The organism is Psychromonas aquimarina ATCC BAA-1526 (genome assembly GCF_000428725.1).
GTDB lineage: Bacteria > Pseudomonadota > Gammaproteobacteria > Enterobacterales > Psychromonadaceae > Psychromonas > Psychromonas aquimarina.
This window is the reverse complement of sequence record NZ_AUAM01000059.1, coordinates 1-15,218: the sequence shown is the minus strand read 5'-3', so window position 1 is coordinate 15,218 and position 15,218 is coordinate 1. Positions and strand designations below refer to the sequence as shown.

The following is a 15,218-nucleotide window of genomic DNA, read 5'->3' as shown; positions in this document are numbered from 1 at the left end:
GAAGACTTCCCATCAAAAATTGAAGAGGCATTATTAAGTAACTCCTGCTTCCAGGTGGTAATTTGATTGGTGTGAAGATTAAATTGCTGTGCTAACTCAGATAAAGTTTTATCTCCCTTAGCAGCCGCTAATGCAACCTTAGCTTTAAATTCTGGTGAGTGGTTTCTACGTTTTCTAGTCATAATCTGCTCCAGCTGTGATGCTAGTTATTAAAACAGATTAATCACTTAAGATCGTGTCCGATTTTTGGGGACCATTTCTCCCTTAACTTTTTCTAATATTTAGCAGCCCCTTATAACATTACAACAGGTGTTTTTGTATATATTCAGCAACGGCCTGATCGGCACTGCAGCCGATCACTTCATTATTCGGCAGACATTTTATTAAACGTTTCTGGCCCTCCGCCATAATCAGACCAAAACCGCTCATCTGCAGCATCTCCAGATCGTTCATCGCATCCCCAAAAGCCATGTAATGCTCAAGCTTATGCTTATGGCGCTGCGCAATAATCTGCAGTGCCTGGCCCTTAGACGTACCGGCAGCGGTCACTTCTAAATTAGTCGGCGTTGACAGGTAAATATTTGCCCGCCCGGAAAAAGAACTAATAATAGATTTTTCCAGTTTTGCCAGATAATCACCGCAGGGGTGAGATACTGATAATTTAGCCACATTTTCAGTCGGCGCAGCCGCTTTATCAAAAAGCTGATAAGTAAAACCACTGTCGGGATGGTACTTATCTGTATCAGCATAATCTTTGCTTGCTAACCAGGCGTTCTCAGTAAATAGATTAAGGGTAATACTGCTGTCATCTTTAAGCATGGCCGCAATGCTTTTAACCACATCAGGATCAACATCTTTCCTGTAGATCAGCTGGTCATTTTTATCATGAATCCGGGCACCATTAGAGGTGATCATATAAGCAGGTATTGCAGTTGAATCACGAATATATTTAGCATCAAGGTAGTGACGTCCCGTTGCAACAATAAAATGAATTTCCTGCTGGTGCAGTGTTCTTAAGGTTTTCCGGGTATAGGCGCCGATTCTATTGTCGGCAGTCAACAGGGTACCGTCGAGATCCGAGGCAACAGCTTTAACTTTTTGATATGTCATAATATATTCTCAGAAAGTCTTTTACAGAAATAAAAAATCCCGGACCAGCCGGGATTTTTATCTTTATTCGGCGAGAATAGCGACTTCCGTCGCCGCCAGCATAAATGCGCCGGCACCGTAGTCAATATTGTGCTCAAACTTCACATCACGCGGGTTAAACGCCGGAAGCTGCACCCAGCCCATCATGCCGTTATCATGAACTGCAGTCTGCAGCGCGATCCAGGAGGACTCAACAACCGGCAGATAAGTATCACTATCTAAAATGCCGTTATTAATTCCCCATGCCAGACCGTAACAGAACAGTGCCGTTGCACTGCTTTCCGGAGCAGGGAAGTTATCAGGATCTAACAAGCTGGTACGCCAGAAACCATCTGCCTGCTGATATTTAATCACTTCTGCCGCCAATGCTGTAAACAGGTCGATATAAGGCTGGCGCTGCTCGAAATCCTCCGGCAGACGCGCCAGAATACGCGGGCATGCCGCCAGCATCCAGCCGATACCGCGCGACCAGAACACCTTCTCACCGTTAGCTTCGCGCAGCTCTGCCCCGCCGTCACCGAACTCATCACGGTACTTCTGGCCCAGCTCAGTCGGCATGTAACGGTAGTCACGGTAAAACAGGTTCGTTTCAGGATCATAAAGGTGATCAATCGAATCCCAGAACGCCGTATGCATGTAATCAACATACTTGCGCTCGCCGGTCACTTTCGACAAAGCCGCAAAGGCAGGTGGTGCCATAAACAGTGAGTCCACCCACCACCAGTCGCGATGGCCTGGTTTCGGCTGATCAAGCATAATATCAAACGCTTTAATGGTCGGCTCCAACGCTTCAGGGATGTTTATTGCAGGGTAGACGTCCAGATAAGCCTGGGCACAAACATGGTCGTCTGCAAAACGCGGAAATGCACCGGTACGAAAACCGGTATGCAGTGCGTAATTCATAACACCGTCGAGATACTCGCTGTCATCCGTTGCCTTCCAGGCGGCCGCAGTACAAGACCAGAATACACCGCGCTCCCAGTCTGTATCTTTAATAAAACGCGTTTTACCGCTGCGGCGGATCACACTGCGGGTCTGATTTTCAGCCTGATAGCGGTATACCCGCTTCATTAGCTGTAAAACACTTTGTTTAGTACCTAAAGTCATAAATATTACTCCTTAGCGTGCTAACCAGCCGCCGTCAACGGCAATGGTGTAACCATTTACATAATCACTTGCCGGCGATGCAAGGAAGACAATAGGACCAGCCAGGTCTTCCGGTGTTCCCCAGCGGTTGGCAGGAATACGCTCAAGAATAGCGGCATTACGCGCTTCATCGGCACGCAGCGCTTCAGTATTATCGGTTGCCATATAACCCGGTGCGATAGCATTAACATTCACTTCATACTGTGCTAATTCATTAGCCAGTGCACGAGTCAGGCCCATTACTGCTGATTTACTTGCTGTATAAGAAGGAACACGGATACCGCCCTGGAAAGACAGCATAGAAGCAATATTAATAATTTTGCCGCCCTTGCCCTGTTTAACAAACTGTTTAGCGACAGCCTGAGAAAGGAAAAATACGGTTTTCTGGTTGATGCTGATCACGTCGTCCCAGTTTGACTCAGAAAAATCTAAGAAATCTTCGCGGCGGATAATACCGGCATTATTTACCAGTATGTCTACACGTCCCATTACTTCAACGGTCTCAGCAACAATATTCTCAAGCTGATCCTGAACCATCAGGTTCGCAGTAATATAGTGAAATTTGCGTCCTAAGGCTTCAATTTGAGCCTGAGTTTCCGGTGCAGGCATATGACCGATACCGACGATATCAGCACCCGCTTTAGCAAGACCAACTGCAGAGCCCTGACCAAGACCGGTATTACAACCTGTTACAATGGCGACTTTGCCGCTTAGATCAAAATTGTTCATATTAATATCCTAAGAAAAAGTTAACTGCTGTGCCGCAGCGCCGCGGCACCGTAAATTGGGAGTATTAAAAACTTATTTCAGATCGCTCATGGCGACATGATCCATATCGTGGAAAGTCTGGTTTTCACCGACCATTCCCCAGATAAAGGTATAAGAGGCAGTTCCGACACCGGAATGAATAGACCAGCTAGGGCTGATCACGGCCTGCTCATTGCGCACTACAATATGGCGGGTTTCACTTGGCTCGCCCATATAGTGAAATGCGATATTTTCGTCTTTCATATCAAAGTACAGATACACTTCCATACGGCGTTCATGGGTATGGCAAGGCATGGTATTCCACAGACTGCCCGGTGCTAATTCGGTCATGCCCATTAACAGCTGACAAGTCGGCAGTACCGACGGATGCAGATATTTATAAATGGTACGAACATTACAGTTTTCCTGATTACCGATTTTTTCCGGTGAAGCTTCCTCACGGGTAATTTTACGCGTCGGGTAAGCATGATGTGCCGGTGCACAGTTCAAGTAAAAACGCGCAGGTTTATCGGCATCAACACTGGCAAAACTAATCTCTTGAGCCCCCATGCCCACATAAACCGCTTCACGGGCTGCTACCTCAAATTTTTCACCGTCAACAGTAACAATACCTGCTTCACCGATGTTGATAGCCCCTAATTCTCTGCGCTGCAGAAAGAAATCAACACCGATCTCTTTACCGCCTTGAAAATCTACAGCGGCTGTTGTTGGTACAACACCACCAACAATAATGCGGTCAATATGGCTGTAAGTCAGATTGATCTGACCTTCCTGAAACATATCTTCAATCAGGAACTGCTCGCGTAACCCGGCAGTATCTAACTGTTTAGCGTGGTCGCTATGAATCGGCTGACGAATTTCCATCTTTACCTCTTAACTTTATTTAATTTGTTATCAAACTGTGGAATTTATTTTTTATATTCCCACTTGCCGTTAATAATTGTGCCCTGCACCTGCAGTTCATTATTCATAATGGTAAAACTTGCATCTAACCCCGGGGCTATACTGCCCAGGCGATGCTCAATGCCCAGATATTCAGCAGGAACAGCCGATGCCATCTGCACCGCTTCCCACTCGGGAACATCACTTTTAAAAACCATATTACGCAGTGCCTGATCCAGACTGCAGGTACTGCCTGCTAAAGAGCCGCAGGGACTGCGCGCTTCACCGTTTGTTACTGTAATAACCTGAGCACCAAGCTGATAATCACCGTCGGCTAATCCGCCGGCACGCATACAGTCGGTAATTAGTGCAATGCCCTGGTAGCCTTTCATACGGTAAGCCAGCTGCATCATGACCGGATTAACATGAATACCGTCAGCAATCAGCTCGGCTAACATATCGTGATATAAAACCGCACCGCAGCAGCCCGGCTGACGATGATGCAGTCCGCTCATGCCGTTAAATAGATGCACACCGCAGTCAGCACCAAGATGAAAGGCTTCTGTTACCTGATCAAAAGTTGCATCGGTGTGGGCTACAGAGGTTTTTATGCCGTTTTCTGTCAGCCAGCGGACAGCCTCCATGGCACCTTTGCCTTCCGGTGCAACCGCAGCCCGGATCAAAGAACTTCCGGCGGCCTCTTTTAATTCCACCAGCTCGGGAATCGTTGGTGATTTCAAATAAGCTGGAGGATGTGAACCTCGGTGAGGCTCTGTAAAATAGGGACCTTCTAAAAAACTGCCCAGCAGCTGTGCGCCCTGAGTCTGTTCTTTTCGGGTAAAACTGCGTACGGCAGCTAAAGAATCTAAAATATCCTGCCACGGAGCGGTTACCGTAGTACCAACCCAGCCGACAACACCTGTTTCAGGCAGCGCATCGGCAATATTCTGCAGGGCCGGCTGCGATGCATCCATCACATCAGCACCATGTCGGCCATGGATATGAATATCAATAAATCCGGGTAATAGAGATAAACCTTCAAGTCGGATCAGCTCGCAGTCAGTAGGAATATCTTCAGTAACAGCTGTAATTTTGCCGTTTTCAACTACCACGGCAGTATTCTTTTCAATTCCAGCTGCAGTAAAAACTCGATCAGCAATTAAGGCATAACGCATATTTATAGTCCGTCTTCACATTCAAGTTCAAGTTGCGGCTCAGCAGCCATCATTTTCTGCAGCTCGACACGCATATCCTGTATACAGGAAGTGCCGATATCCAGCAGCACCTCAACAAGCTCTTTCAGGCTGGCGCCGTCACGTTCAAAAGCCGCATTGGCGATCATCGGCAGGTTGGCACCGGCAATCAGCTCAACATTTTCTGTATCCATCAAAATAGCTGAAGCACGGTTCGAAGGTGAACCGCCCGGCACATCTACTAAGAATAAAACACCGTCTCCGGAATCAACCTCTTTAGCAGCCTGACGTAACTGCGCTTCCAGCTGATCCGTTGACATAGATTCAACGAAATCAATATAAGCCATCTGCTCCTGTTCGCCGGTAATCGCCTTTACAGCCGACTGCATACCGGACGCAAAATTAAGATGTCCTGAAACAACAATACCTATCATGGGGAAATCCTTAAAAATGAGGGGAAGTCTCCTTCCCCTTTAATATGTTATAAAAAGCGGCTTATAAGATGCCTAGGAAATGTCCGATAACACCACCCGCTAAGGTGGCGAAAATCAATACCGGCGGTTTAGCCCAGAACCCTGTGCCTTTCACCATTTTCAGCATCAAGAACACCAGTGCCAGCGGCAGCAGGTTGGGCATGATCTTGTCAAACAGTGCCGTCTGCAGTTCAACAACCGCCCCGCCCAGCTCGACAGACAAGGTTGTCTGCACCCGGATAAAGGTGGCCGACAGGGCCCCGATAACAAAGATACCCATTATATTGGCGGCTTTAGCCATTTTCTCCGTCGAGTCAGCCATACTTACCATGGCGTTAGTACCCGCTTTATAACCCATAAACATCAGGGCGAAATACACCAGAAAATGTACTGTCTGGTATAAGATGAAGAAAACAAACGGTCCGGCAATCGACCCTTCAATGGCAATGGACGCACCGAGAGCCAGGGTTAACGGCATCAGCGTCATATGATCGATAGCATCACCGATACCGCCTGTCGGCCCCATTCCGGCAACTTTCATTACATTGATAGTCGACGGCTGCTCTTTGTTTTCTTCCATTGCTACTGCTGTGCCCAGCAGGAAGGTAAACAGTTTCGGGCTGGCATTAAAGAACTGTAAATGGTTCTTCAATGCAGTGGCGAAATCACGTTTGTTGTTGCCGTGAATACGCTTCAGCGCCGGGATAATTGAATATGCAAAACCACCGGCCTGCATACGTTCAAAGTTAAAGTTACCTTCCATAAATAAACCGCGGATGGCACACCACCACAGATCTTTTTTGGTAATAACCTGACGCACTTCTGTATCCTGGTATGCATCAATACCGTCAGTTAACACTTGTTTATTTTCAGTATCGGCCGTCATGCCGATGTCGTTCGGTAAAGTACCGGCTGCGCTGTTAGATCCCATCTTCAAATTCCTCTACTTTTTGATTGTTTGAATTGTCATTTGAGCCACTAAAGAAGAAGTACAATGCGGCTAGTGACGCGCCGATAATTGCAACTGCCATAATTGGAAGTTTCAGATAAGTTGTCATTACAAAACCGATAAAGAACACACCCGCCACTTCTTTTGACCACATGATTTTAAGCAGCATAGCAAAACCAATTGCCGGTACCATTCTCGCGCCGATACCCAGACCTTCTAACAGTACTGTCGGAGCATTTTCATCAATCCAGGCCGCGCCGTGTTCACCAAAGTAAACAGTGAAGAAAGCTACAACTGCATATAAGGCCGCACGCAGGCTGATGGTGGCATAGAGAAGATTATCAATGCCCCTCGAGTCCCCCTTATCCGCATAATCATCCGCTTTACCCATAGTGAAGGCAGTCATTGCGAAGAAACCGATAACCAGCATCTGCATAATAACGGCGATCGGCATACCAACACCCATTGCCACTTCAGGCGACTGACCTGTCATTACAGCAAAAGCAACAGCAGCGATTGTACCCAGGGTAACATCAGGCGGCTGAGCACCGGCGTTAGGCACTAGACCTAACCAGGCTAACTCAAGTGTTGCGCCGGCAATCAGGCCGATCTGCATATCACCCATAATCAGGCCGATAACCGGACCGGTAATTAACGGACGGTGAATATTTAACGCGACATCGTACTTATCGATACCACAGAAGAAGGCCCAGAGAGCGACCAGTAAAGCTTCATATAACATGCTCTATTCCTTTTATTTAAGTTAAATTAGGCCGGGCTTACGCCGAAGCCATTGCCTGCTCTAATACATCAACAGGTTTTTGATCCGGTGTATTCTGAATAGTGCAGGTCACGCCGAGCTTAACCATACGCTCAAAGGCATTAAGGTCACTTTCATCTACCGATACCGTTTTAGTAATCTGCTTTTTACCTTCATGGAAGTGCATATTGCCGACATTACAATGGGTAATCGGCACGCCGCCTTCCACCAGTCGGGCAACATCTTCCGGGCTGTTGCATAAGATAAAAATTTTCTGTTTAGGAGACGCTTTGCTGATCACGTCAATGGTTTTCTGTATTGAGAAAAAGCGTACAGCGTACTCACCGCCGGCAGAGGCTTTCATTCCCGCCTGCATAAATGCCGCGCTGGGCCCTTCCGCCGCGTCGTCATTTGCTACCAGAATAAGATTAGCTTCTGTCTGCTTACCCCAGGTGATACGGATTTGTCCATGTAATAGACGTTCATCAATACGGGTCCAAACAATATTAGGTGCTGTCATAGTAGTTCTACCTATCAGTTATTATTTAATGATTAACAATTAAACGGGTGGATGGTCACGCCTTGTACAACTCGGTTAACTTCGCCGCTCGGACAAGGGTTATCGGGTGAATTTTTCAGTGCTACAGCTCTATGAAATGCATATATCTGAGCGAAAAACATATAAGGGAATAATAACTCAGTATCAGAAACGCTTCTCATATCGGGAATATATATATGATCTCCGTCCGTTACCGCCTGGTCAGACTGAGCAGTAATGGCGATAACTTTGCCGGCTGTCTGATCTTTACGCAGCTCTTTTAACAGATCCAGATCGTACTTGCGTGTGTAAGCATCGTTGGAAATAAAGACAACGATTAATGTTTTACTGTTTACAATTGATTTCGGCCCGTGACGGAACCCCAGCGGAGAATCAAAACAGGCAACCACTTCACCTGCAGTTAATTCTAATAGTTTCAGTGCACACTCCTGAGCCAGGCCCTGCAGACCGCCGCTTCCCAGATAGATAACACGCTCATAGTCACTGGCTGCGATATCCGCAATACAGCTGTTAACCTGCTGAATCAGCGCATCTGATACGCTGCTGAAAAGATTAACTTTTTCACTGAAATCCGTCTGCCCGGATAACAGCGAAATAGCAGCCACCATCATTGAAGAAAAACTTGATGTCATTGCAAATGACTTATCATTCGTTTCTTCAGGCATTAATAATGCTAATGCTTTACTGTTATTAGCGCTGCTTTTGTAAAGCTGACCTTCGTTATTACAGGTTAAAAACAGGTGATAACAATTAGTCAGACACTGATCGGCCAGTTCAACAGCCGCCACACTTTCCGGACTGTTGCCTGAACGGGCAAAGGAGACCAGCAGCGTCGGCAGATCTTCAGCAAAATACTGATCCGGATTAGAAACGATATCCGTAGATGCAACCGCTTCAATACGACGACCGCTGTCTTTTGCTAATGACGGCGCCAGCGCCTGTCCGGCAAATGCCGAAGTACCGGCCCCGGTCATCACTATACGCAGATCTTTATGGGCAAATACCTTGTCCATAAAAGGCTGAATATCGGCTTGTCTGTTTTCAACAATTGCCTGCGTTTTTTTCCAGCATGACGGCTGCTGTTCAATCTCTTTCGCAGTCCAGAATGCCTTTAAATTTTCTAACTCTTTTTCTGAATAACCTAAATACTGATTCATAATCTTCTTTTAACCTTTACTTTGCTGACATGCGCTTGCGTAACTGCGTAATACTTCTTGAATGCTGTCTAATACCAGAGATTTCGGATCTGCCTGTACAGCTCCTTCCCTAACACCTTTAAACTGGATAGGTAAATACTGGTTTAATAACGGCAGAGAGATACCGGTACGGGATAAGTTAGTGAACAGCTTGTCTTGAGCATTCTGGATAGACTGCTCAGGCCAGTAATAACGAATACGGTCACTAAAGCTGTAGCTGCGTGCAAAACGCTGTTGAGATTCACTGCCCTGGTAGTATTTTTCCCAGTAACCCGGGGCGGCACACATCTGCTCTTCAATAATGTCTTTAAAGTTTGAACAGTGTGCTTTGGCAATAATCTGCTCTTCTACATCAGCCAGATTATAAAGTGCCTCACGCATCGCAAAAGTTAACGCCGGGCCGACTTTTAAGATGGCAAAATGCCCTTCAACCAGTGCTTTATAAGCACCGTCTGTCTGGTAGTCAGTTGAATGAGCTTCAAAAATCAGGTTGTCGTAATCATTCACAACTTCACTGAGTTTCTGCGCTTTTTCAGGTTTAAAATCAATAATACCGGTGTGATCAAATTCAACACCAGGCTGTACAACTAAACCGATAACACGAGGCCAGCAGGCACCGACGCCGGCTTTTTCAAAAGCCTGTTTATGACAGTTAATGGTTTTATGAGCAGCTTCTGGAGAGGTAACTTCAAGCTCTTCAAGCTCTTCAGCCGCACCGCCGGGAACAGGTACTTCAGTACCAATAACATAAACCAGGTCGCTGCTGCCGAATGCTTTAACTGCGGTTTTTTCGGCAATACCGGCTAAACGAGCGGCACGCTGGGCAACAATATCATCACAAAGAGGAACAGGATCATCAGCACAGGACATGCTGCAGTCGAGGTGAATCTTGGTAAATCCGGCTTCAACATAAGCGGCGATAAGATCATCTGCCTTATCCATCGCTTCATCAGCTGCAAGGTTCTGCCAGCGGTTAGGTCCGAGATGGTCGCCGCCTAAAATAAGATTTTCTGCTGGAAACTGCACTGTTGCGGCAAGTTGTAAAACAAACTCTTTAAAGTCAACTGGTTTCATTCCAGTATAACCGCCGAACTGATCCACCTGGTTAGAGGTCGCTTCGATCAGTAATAGTGACTGGTCATTTAAAGCCTGCTTCAGCGCGGCTTCAATAACAAGAGGGTGAGCTGAGCAGACAGAATAAATACCATTCTTTTCGCCTGCTTTATTGCGCTGTACTAATTTTTGAAGGGTGTTCATATACTAACTCCACAGTAAACATTTACAATGCGGCAGTGGAGTTAGTTAATCAGTCTTCTTCTACAATAATAACTTCAACTTTCATCTCACGAAGACTTTGTAAATAGTCTTCCGGAATATTCGCGTCAGTTACTAAGATATCAATATTTCCGAACTCTCTAATCATATGGCAGCTGCGTCGACCAAATTTGGTTGAATCGGTAACTGCAATAACCTGTTCAGAAACATCACACATTAACCGGTTAAGACTTGCTTCCTGCTCGTTATGTGTGGTGATACCTGCTCTCAAATCAAAACCGTCAACACCTAAAAAGACTTTATCAAAACGATAATTCTTCAGGCTGGCTTCAGCTTGTGAGCCGGAAAAAGAGAGTGCATTCTTACGAAGCACTCCGCCTGACATCAGCACATCTACACCTGGTGCCGATACCAACTCCATTGCTACATCCAGACCACTGGTCATTACCACTACGTTTTCCAGGTTTTTCAAGCTGGAAGCGATTTCTCGTGTAGTTGTTCCAGAATCCAGAATAACTGTGTCACCATTGTTAATCAGCTTGGCAGCCGCCTGAGCGATAAAAGATTTAACCCCCGCATTCTGGCGGCGCTTCTCTTGAACAGTCAGCTCAGCGATTACCCCTGAATTCGGAATTGCCGCACCATGAGAGCGAATCACATAGCCGTTCTTTTCCAGAAAACTCAGGTCACTGCGAATAGTGACACTCGATACATTAAATTTTTCGGCTAGGTCCTCAACACGCGCTTTACCATTCTGGTTAACCATGTTGACGATTTCCATACGCCTTTCTATAGCACTTTTCACTTCGTTTCCTTACAAACTCAATGAAACTGCTTTCGTTTAATTTCGAATACAGCTTACACTTAAAAATAAAAGTAGCAATACGTAAGATTGAAACTTTGATCGCTTTCACAATCTTTCGTTAAATCGCACCAAAACTTACGCATACTTACACATTAGCTTGCATTATATCCTGATAAAGTCATTTCACCTAATGTGAAACAAAAATTTACATAAAATCTTTCGCAAAACACAAAAACACAAGAGAAAACCTTTCAACAAGCTTCATTATCTTTTTTGTGATCGATTACACAGCTATTTTACCTTCGATAACTTACGATACGTAAGAGTTCGGAAGACAGTAAAGATATTCTCCCCCTTAGAACAGGTAGATATCCAAAACACCAGTCTTTCATTTAGTTTCTAAACGTTTCATTTATGGAGTTGAACATGTCAATAACCCGTCGAGATATGCTGAAAGGAATGGCTGCCACCAGTGCATTTGCAGCTGCTTCTTTAACCGCCGGATGCTCTACATCTACAGCGGCCGGAAAAACCAGTGAAAATAGTGAAGCACCGGGCAAAAAACCTAACCTGTTAATTATCTTTCCCGATGAGATGCGCACCCAGTCATTAGGCTTTATGAATGAAGATCCTTCCCTGACTCCGAATATTAATAAATTTGCAGCGCAGAGTGTGGTACTGAAGCAGGCTGTTTCCAATTTCCCGTTATGTACCCCTTTCCGCGGTATGTTAATGACAGGTCAATACCCTTACCGTAACGGTATTCAGGGTAACAGCCATACTGCAGATGCGGGACAGTTCGGCGGTAAAGACTTTGGTATTGAGCTGAAAAAAGATACCACCACCTGGTCTGATATCCTTAAAGAGCAGGGCTACAGCATGGGTTATATCGGCAAATGGCATCTCGATACGCCGGAAACACCTTTTGTACCAAGCTACAACAACCCCATGGAAGGACGCTTCTGGAACGACTGGACAGCACCGGACCGCCGCCATGGTTTTGATTTCTGGCATGCATACGGCACCTATGATCTGCACTTGAAACCTATCTACTGGACCAATGAAACACCACGAGACAAACCTTTACAGATCGACCGCTGGAGTCCGGAGCACGAAGCAGATGTCGCTATCGATTATCTACGCAATACCGACGGAAAATTCAGAGACAGTGAAAAACCTTTCACTTTAGTGATTTCAATGAATCCGCCGCACTCACCTTATGATCAGGTACCACAGAAGTACTTAGACCGCTTTGCAGGTGAAACCTCAAAAAGCCTGAATACCCGCCCGAATGTGCAGTGGGACATTGATTATCAGGAAGGTTACGGACCAAAATATTTTAAAGAGTATATGGCTATGGTCAACGGTGTCGATGAACAGTTCGGCCGTATTATTGACGAGCTGGACCGTTTAAACCTAAGTGAAGATACTCTGGTTGTTTTCTTCTCGGATCACGGCTGCAGCATGGGTTCAAACGGCATGCCGACAAAAAACATTCATTATGAAGAGTCAATGCGTATTCCGATGATCTTCCGCTGGCCGGGTAAATTATCTGCCAAGCAGGATGATCTGCTCTTCTCGGCGCCGGATATCTATCCGACCCTATTTGGTTTAATGGGCATGGCCGATTTAATTCCAGATACCGTTGAAGGCGCTAATTTTGCACGAACCGTTCAGGGGTTAAGCGGCGATAAAGCGCCGACATCGCAGCTGTACACATTTATGCCCTACGGTGCTCAATCATACGGCCGCCGCGGTATACGCACCGATCACTACACGCTGTCGATTGACCGCAAAATCGGTAAACCGCTGACTTATGTTCTACATGACAACCAGGCCGATCCCTACCAGATGCAGAATATAGCAGAGCAGAATGAGATCTTAATAAACAAACTTATTGAGGAAGAACTACTGCCCTGGCTTGAGCATACCGGTGATCCATGGCGCCCGACGGAAGTGCCTGAACATGTGTTAAATGCTTATACCTGATAAAAGTCTGCTCCACCACTTTAGCCGCTAGACTGCGGCTAATTTAAATATAACTACATATAACTAAATATAAAAAACTAAGGATTATTATGAACACTATCAGTAAAGTTGTTATCTCCTCGGCACTGCTGGCTGCAGCTGGATATGCGGCCGCCAATGACTACAAAACAACCATTGAGTACCGCCATGAATATCGTGACGGCGTCAACAAACATTCAGATCGTGTAAAAGCATTTATCGATACCGGCAAGAATATCGGTTTTGAGCTGGATGCGCGTTATAACAATGACGGCGAAGATGAAATGTTTAATTCTATGACCATGAACGGTTCTGAATTATCAATTTTCTATTACGATAAACTTAATGACAATACCGTTGGTCTGGTTGGTGCTTCTCTTGACTATAATCCAGACGGCCTGGTTTATGTTCCTTACGTTCGCTTGAACTATGCGTTTGATAACGGCTTCCGTGTGCAGGGTCGATATAAATGGAAACTATGGGATTACAGCCAGACAGGAACAGACGGTCAGTCTTACCATTCAAAAATCCAGCAGGGTGATGCATGGCTTGGATATAAAACCGGAAACTGGGATTTCCAGTATGAATTCAACTACTGGAAAGAGATGGAAGATAATGCCAAGGCTCAGTTTGACAACGGGTCAACAAACTACCTGAATAATGTCCGTTTTATGTATTCAATCAACACCACAGACGGTACAACATGGCGTCCGTTTATAGAAATTGGTGATGTAAGCGTGAATAATTACACTGATGAACGTCAGCTGCGCTACCGCGTTGGTATTAAATATACCTGGTAAGATGTAAAAAATTAAAAGCCCCGTTATGGTTAAACCATAACGGGGCTTTTTTTATCTGCAGAAAGAGAATTAAACATCTGATTCCGTGCAGATGCTTAAATCAGTGGTTTAAGCTCTGCTCACCGCTGACTTACTTTCTCCGTAAAAATGCGATTTGATTTCATGAACATCGCCTTTTTTACCTAATTTCACCTGCCAGATCTCACCATTATGAGCAATCTCGCGCGGATATTCAGGCAGAATATTCAGTAAAATTGATTTAACCATACGCAGGGTCACAGCATGGGTAATAATTAATATATGCTCATGTTTCTGGTCGAACATTTTATCAAAGAAAGGCTGCAGGCGATCCGCGATCATTTCATAGGACTCCCCTTCTCCCTCCGGCACCCACTTCCAGCGTAAACTTCTATCGTGGCAGTAGTCAGGCTCATCATCCAGCTGCGCATAAGTTTTGCCGGCATATTTTCCAAGATCCTGTTCAATAACCCGAGAGTCTGTATCAGCAGTTAAAGCGAACAGTTTTTCAAAAGGCGCCGCAGTCTGTTTAGCACGTATAAGAGGCGAGCTGATAATATGATCTATCGGGTGAAACTGCAGCACTTCTTCAGCTATCTGAGCAGCATCCTTTTTGCCTTTTTCAGTTAGAGGAAAATCTAATTGTGAAGCTAAAATATCAGAGAGGTTTGCTTCACTTTCAGCATGGCGCATAAAATAAAGAGTAGTCATCAAATAACCTTATAAATCAACATTAAAATGAAAATAAACTAAGGGTTGGCGGCCTTAAAAACTGCCTCTCCATTAATCTAAATAATGAGCTGAAATTATACAGGATAAGGGCTTGAATAGCTTAATTCAGCAGCGCGAGAAAGGTAAATTTTTAGAAAAAAATAGATTTAATAAACAGAGTTTTTCACAGGCGTTCAAGCTTCTGACTTAAGCATAAAAAAGGCTATGTCTTAGTTAGCTGTTGTAGATCTACCATACTTAATACATGTGTGAATAACGATACCGGGTTACACTCATGAATGAACAACAATTTATCCCTTTCTTACAACAGCTTAAACAGTTATCCCCCAGTCAGCGACAGCGTCTTCATCATACCCTTGATGATTGTGAGACCTCCACTGAAGAAGTGTTAACTATTAAGGCGACTTTACGCAAGTGCCCACATTGTGAGTCAACTAGTTTAAGACCTTGGGGATCAAGTCATGGCCTACCAAGATATCGATGTGCTTGCTGCCTAAAGACATGCA

The 15,218-nt window shown here is 45.2% G+C and carries 17 protein-coding genes; 3 read left to right on the top strand and 14 right to left on the bottom strand.

Going from position 1 to position 15,218, the window contains the following annotated elements:
* The 13 genes from G337_RS0117180 to agaR all read right to left on the bottom strand — a co-directional run.
* Positions 1–182 (bottom strand): transposase (locus G337_RS0117180; RefSeq protein ID WP_028864194.1); only part of this gene is annotated, 182 nt, incomplete at its 3' end.
* A 118-nt stretch (positions 183–300) separates the two neighbouring features.
* A complete protein-coding gene (locus G337_RS0117175) occupies positions 301–1,110 on the bottom strand; it encodes a Cof-type HAD-IIB family hydrolase (RefSeq protein WP_028864996.1) in 810 nt (269 codons plus the stop codon).
* A gap of 63 nt (positions 1,111–1,173) precedes the next feature.
* The gene (locus G337_RS0117170) at positions 1,174–2,256 is read right to left on the bottom strand and encodes a glycoside hydrolase family 88/105 protein (RefSeq protein WP_028864995.1); all 1,083 of its coding nucleotides are present in this window, start codon (positions 2,254–2,256) and stop codon (positions 1,174–1,176) included.
* Positions 2,257–2,268: 12 nt separating this feature from the next.
* Positions 2,269–3,030: a 2-dehydro-3-deoxy-D-gluconate 5-dehydrogenase KduD gene (gene kduD / locus G337_RS0117165; RefSeq protein WP_211235819.1), complete on the bottom strand. Its 762-nt coding sequence runs from the start codon at positions 3,028–3,030 to the stop codon at positions 2,269–2,271.
* A 66-nt stretch (positions 3,031–3,096) separates the two neighbouring features.
* A complete protein-coding gene (gene kduI, locus G337_RS0117160) occupies positions 3,097–3,927 on the bottom strand; it encodes a 5-dehydro-4-deoxy-D-glucuronate isomerase (RefSeq protein ID WP_028864993.1) in 831 nt (276 codons plus the stop codon).
* A 44-nt stretch (positions 3,928–3,971) separates the two neighbouring features.
* Positions 3,972–5,120: an N-acetylglucosamine-6-phosphate deacetylase gene (nagA, locus tag G337_RS0117155; protein WP_028864992.1), complete on the bottom strand. Its 1,149-nt coding sequence runs from the start codon at positions 5,118–5,120 to the stop codon at positions 3,972–3,974.
* 2 nt (positions 5,121–5,122) lie between these two features.
* Complete coding sequence (gene agaF, locus G337_RS0117150; protein WP_028864991.1) at positions 5,123–5,572, bottom strand: PTS galactosamine/N-acetylgalactosamine transporter subunit IIA; 450 nt, start codon at positions 5,570–5,572, stop codon at positions 5,123–5,125.
* A 61-nt stretch (positions 5,573–5,633) separates the two neighbouring features.
* Positions 5,634–6,542: a PTS system mannose/fructose/sorbose family transporter subunit IID gene (locus tag G337_RS0117145; RefSeq protein ID WP_051303344.1), complete on the bottom strand. Its 909-nt coding sequence runs from the start codon at positions 6,540–6,542 to the stop codon at positions 5,634–5,636.
* The gene (gene agaW, locus G337_RS0117140) at positions 6,532–7,302 is read right to left on the bottom strand and encodes a PTS N-acetylgalactosamine transporter subunit IIC (RefSeq protein ID WP_028864989.1); all 771 of its coding nucleotides are present in this window, start codon (positions 7,300–7,302) and stop codon (positions 6,532–6,534) included. Before agaW ends, G337_RS0117145 begins: the two co-directional genes overlap by 11 nt.
* 37 nt (positions 7,303–7,339) lie before the next feature.
* The gene (gene agaV / locus G337_RS0117135; protein WP_028864988.1) at positions 7,340–7,840 is read right to left on the bottom strand and encodes a PTS N-acetylgalactosamine transporter subunit IIB; all 501 of its coding nucleotides are present in this window, start codon (positions 7,838–7,840) and stop codon (positions 7,340–7,342) included.
* 32 nt (positions 7,841–7,872) lie between these two features.
* Positions 7,873–9,036: an SIS domain-containing protein gene (locus G337_RS0117130; protein ID WP_028864987.1), complete on the bottom strand. Its 1,164-nt coding sequence runs from the start codon at positions 9,034–9,036 to the stop codon at positions 7,873–7,875.
* A gap of 9 nt (positions 9,037–9,045) precedes the next feature.
* Positions 9,046–10,332, bottom strand: a complete 1,287-nt coding sequence (gene kbaZ / locus G337_RS0117125) for a tagatose-bisphosphate aldolase subunit KbaZ (protein WP_028864986.1) — start codon at positions 10,330–10,332, stop codon at positions 9,046–9,048.
* 49 nt (positions 10,333–10,381) lie between these two features.
* The gene (gene agaR, locus G337_RS0117120; protein WP_028864985.1) at positions 10,382–11,155 is read right to left on the bottom strand and encodes a transcriptional repressor AgaR; all 774 of its coding nucleotides are present in this window, start codon (positions 11,153–11,155) and stop codon (positions 10,382–10,384) included.
* Between the two features lie 426 nt (positions 11,156–11,581).
* Between agaR and G337_RS0117115 the strand changes: the two genes are divergently transcribed.
* Both G337_RS0117115 and G337_RS0117110 read left to right on the top strand, forming a co-directional pair.
* Positions 11,582–13,144, top strand: a complete 1,563-nt coding sequence (locus G337_RS0117115) for a sulfatase family protein (RefSeq protein ID WP_028864984.1) — start codon at positions 11,582–11,584, stop codon at positions 13,142–13,144.
* An 89-nt stretch (positions 13,145–13,233) separates the two neighbouring features.
* A complete protein-coding gene (locus G337_RS0117110; protein WP_028864983.1) occupies positions 13,234–13,962 on the top strand; it encodes an oligogalacturonate-specific porin KdgM family protein in 729 nt (242 codons plus the stop codon).
* A 108-nt stretch (positions 13,963–14,070) separates the two neighbouring features.
* Here G337_RS0117110 and G337_RS0117105 read toward each other — a convergent pair whose 3' ends face one another.
* Entirely contained in the window at positions 14,071–14,691 is a 621-nt protein-coding gene (locus G337_RS0117105) for a histidine phosphatase family protein (protein ID WP_028864982.1), read from the bottom strand.
* A gap of 295 nt (positions 14,692–14,986) precedes the next feature.
* Here G337_RS0117105 and G337_RS28930 point away from each other — a divergent pair.
* Positions 14,987–15,218: transposase-like zinc-binding domain-containing protein (locus tag G337_RS28930; protein ID WP_425414439.1), on the top strand; the 232-nt coding region annotated here is incomplete at its 3' end.

Coding starts and splice junctions, on each gene's coding strand:
- G337_RS0117105 (WP_028864982.1), bottom strand. CDS start 14,691: ATGACTACTCTTTATTTTATGCGCCATGCTGAAAGTGAAGCAAACCTC.
- G337_RS0117115 (WP_028864984.1), top strand. CDS start 11,582: ATGTCAATAACCCGTCGAGATATGCTGAAAGGAATGGCTGCCACCAGT.
- G337_RS0117175 (WP_028864996.1), bottom strand. CDS start 1,110: ATGACATATCAAAAAGTTAAAGCTGTTGCCTCGGATCTCGACGGTACC.
- G337_RS0117170 (WP_028864995.1), bottom strand. CDS start 2,256: ATGACTTTAGGTACTAAACAAAGTGTTTTACAGCTAATGAAGCGGGTA.
- kduI (WP_028864993.1), bottom strand. CDS start 3,927: ATGGAAATTCGTCAGCCGATTCATAGCGACCACGCTAAACAGTTAGAT.
- agaV (WP_028864988.1), bottom strand. CDS start 7,840: ATGACAGCACCTAATATTGTTTGGACCCGTATTGATGAACGTCTATTA.
- agaW (WP_028864989.1), bottom strand. CDS start 7,302: ATGTTATATGAAGCTTTACTGGTCGCTCTCTGGGCCTTCTTCTGTGGT.
- G337_RS0117110 (WP_028864983.1), top strand. CDS start 13,234: ATGAACACTATCAGTAAAGTTGTTATCTCCTCGGCACTGCTGGCTGCA.
- agaF (WP_028864991.1), bottom strand. CDS start 5,572: ATGATAGGTATTGTTGTTTCAGGACATCTTAATTTTGCGTCCGGTATG.
- G337_RS0117145 (WP_051303344.1), bottom strand. CDS start 6,542: ATGGGATCTAACAGCGCAGCCGGTACTTTACCGAACGACATCGGCATG.
- nagA (WP_028864992.1), bottom strand. CDS start 5,120: ATGCGTTATGCCTTAATTGCTGATCGAGTTTTTACTGCAGCTGGAATT.
- G337_RS0117130 (WP_028864987.1), bottom strand. CDS start 9,036: ATGAATCAGTATTTAGGTTATTCAGAAAAAGAGTTAGAAAATTTAAAG.
- kbaZ (WP_028864986.1), bottom strand. CDS start 10,332: ATGAACACCCTTCAAAAATTAGTACAGCGCAATAAAGCAGGCGAAAAG.